Genomic DNA, 2,457 nt, shown 5'->3' on the forward strand with positions numbered 1-2,457 from the left:
TCCGGGTGGCCGGTGGGCCGACCACCGGACCGTCGTCAACGGTGTGTTCTACCGGACACGGACCGGGATTCCCTGGCGTGACCTGCCCGAACGCTACGGATCATGGCAGACCGTGTACGAACGCCACCGCCGCTGGTCGGCGGATGGCACCTGGTCGAAGATCCTGCGGGCGCTTCAGGCCGGTGCCGATTCCACCGCTCCGGACGTGGACGGCGCGTGGGCGGTCAACGTCGACTCCACGACCTGCCGGGCCCACCAGCACGCGGCCGGAGCCCGGCACGCGTCCCCGGCCGACCACCCCGGAAAAGGGGCGGGACCCGTGTGGACCCAGAGGGCCGCGAGGCCCTGGGACGCTCCCGGGGCGGACTGCCGAGTAGCCGGGAGGAATCTCACCTCCCGGCTCTCACAGATCCGTGCGTAACAGTCTCCCGTTACACGGCTCTTGTCGTTCTGTTCTTCAGGTCATCACGGCTGCAACGGTGCAGCGCCAGTGCGCGAACATGCGGGGATATCGTCGGGCGATCTCCTGCATCTTCGTGATGGCTTTCCGTTCAGCCACGAGCCGTTTGTACTTCTGGCGGATCCAGCGCACCAGGTAGGCATTGATGCGCATCAAGAAGGGGTTCAGCTCCCACGGCCTGAACCGGCCGTAGTAGTTGATCCAGCCGGCCACGACAGGGTTGATCCTGCGGGCAAGCTCCTTGAAGGAAAGATCGGAGCGGGTGTGCAAGTGCCAGGAGCGCACTTCCCGTCCCATCTTGTTCAGGGCGTCCCTGCTGACAGCGGGATCGAACGACTGGAATGACTTGCCGTAGCGATCCCGGTTCTGTCTGGCTCGGAACGTGTAGCCGAGGAAGGTGAACGCCGTGTGCTCGAAGGAGCCACGACGTCTGCCGTCTTTGCAGTACACGAGCCGGGTCTTGGCCGGGTGCAGGTGCAGTCCGACCTCGGCCATCCTGTCCATGAGCGCGGCCAGTACCTGCCGGGCCTGGCGCTCGGTGACGCAGTGCAGGACAGCGTCGTCCGCATACCGTTCGAACCAGATGTTCGGGAACTCCCGCGCCATCCAGGTATCGAACGCATAGTGCAGGAACAGGTTCGCCAGCACGGGAGAGACCGGCGCCCCTTGCGGGGTTCCACACTCCCGTTCCAGCAGAGAACCGTCGGGCATGGCGAGCGGCGCGTGGAGCCACCGCCGCACATACAATTTCACCCAAACGGCGTCAGTGTGAGCTTCCACCGCCTTGACCAGCAGGTCCCAGGGCACGCTGTCGAAGAACTTGGTGATGTCGAACTCCACCACCCAGTCCCGCTTCCAGCAGCGCTCCCGGCACCTTTCCACTGCGTCCAGGGCGGACCGTCCGGGCCGGTATCCGTAGCTGTCGGGGTGGAAAATCGGTTCCACCCTTCGCATCAGATGCCGGGCCACAACGGTCTGGGCAACACGATCGGCGACAGCCGGAATACCGAGCATTCTCGTGCCGCCGCCATGCGGCTTGGGAATCTCTACCGCGCGCACCGGCGGCGGGAAGTAAGAGCCCGACGACATTCGGTTCCAGACCTTATACAGGTTGCTCTTCAGGTCCTTCTCAAAGTCCTCGATGCTCTGCCCGTCCACACCGGGTGCGCCCTTGCTCGCCCTGACTTCCTCCCACGCCTCTTTGACTTCCCATTTCGAGATATCAAACGGCTTGATCTGAGACTTCAACTGGCCCATCGCACTCCTCCCGGACGAAGTCCGGTTGATGTGATCAACACAGTCACGAACGACCCGGCCCCTTCGCTCCACCCCCGTTACAGGGGCTTCGTCACTACTACGAGCCGGTCCGCCAGCAGGTCCCGCGTCGGTACTCGACCCCTTGCGGTGTCCGCCGCTTGGGGCACTCCCTATCCCCCGCGGCGTGGCGGGGCGTGTCGGGACCTGCCTTCTCCTGTTCCATGCGAGAGCAGCAGACTGGACTCGCGTCGCCTACATGCCGGACACCACCTGGCCAATAAACGGGCACCCGCCAGGCTCATCCCGGGATTCTGGTCACACCCCGGTTTCGATGCCGCCTTAATCTTTTTCGACACGTCAGCAGCGATTCACTTGCGTTCGCCTTTCCAGTCCCCACCTGACGCCTCTTACGACGCCTTTTCCTCATCGCTCACCACGACGGTCTTCAGCCAACGCAGCATGAGGCGGTTTGGAGCCTCCCCCCGCAGGGCGACTCCGAAGGGCCAAACCTTCATCTCTCGCAGAGCACCATTCCCAGAAGTTGTCCTACTGCCAACTCCCTTTCATGTTCAGGACACAAGACCAGCAAGATCCACCTCCTGGCGGACGACCGCTGCCGACCCCTGGTCTGGCTGACCTCCCCCGGCCAGCGCGGCGACAGCCCGATGTTCATCCCGCTCATGAAGGCCCTGAACATAGCCCGCACCGGAGCCGGGCGCCCCCGCACCCGACCGGACCGG

Annotated in this window: 1 protein-coding gene and 1 pseudogene; one reads left to right on the forward strand and one right to left on the reverse strand. The window is 64.3% G+C overall.

What is annotated here, in order from left to right; translation table 11 throughout:
- Window positions 1-369: pseudogene (locus ACFWIA_RS35080) on the forward strand (IS5 family transposase); the annotation flags it as partial.
- Window positions 370-457: 88 nt separating this feature from the next.
- Here the strand turns inward: ACFWIA_RS35080 and ltrA are convergent.
- Window positions 458-1,717, reverse strand: a complete 1,260-nt coding sequence (ltrA, locus tag ACFWIA_RS35085; RefSeq protein WP_387011330.1) for a group II intron reverse transcriptase/maturase — start codon at window positions 1,715-1,717, stop codon at window positions 458-460.
- Between the last annotated feature and the right edge of the window lie 740 nt (window positions 1,718-2,457).

This window comes from Streptomyces sp. NPDC127068, assembly GCF_042724695.1.
Classification (GTDB): domain Bacteria; phylum Actinomycetota; class Actinomycetes; order Streptomycetales; family Streptomycetaceae; genus Streptomyces.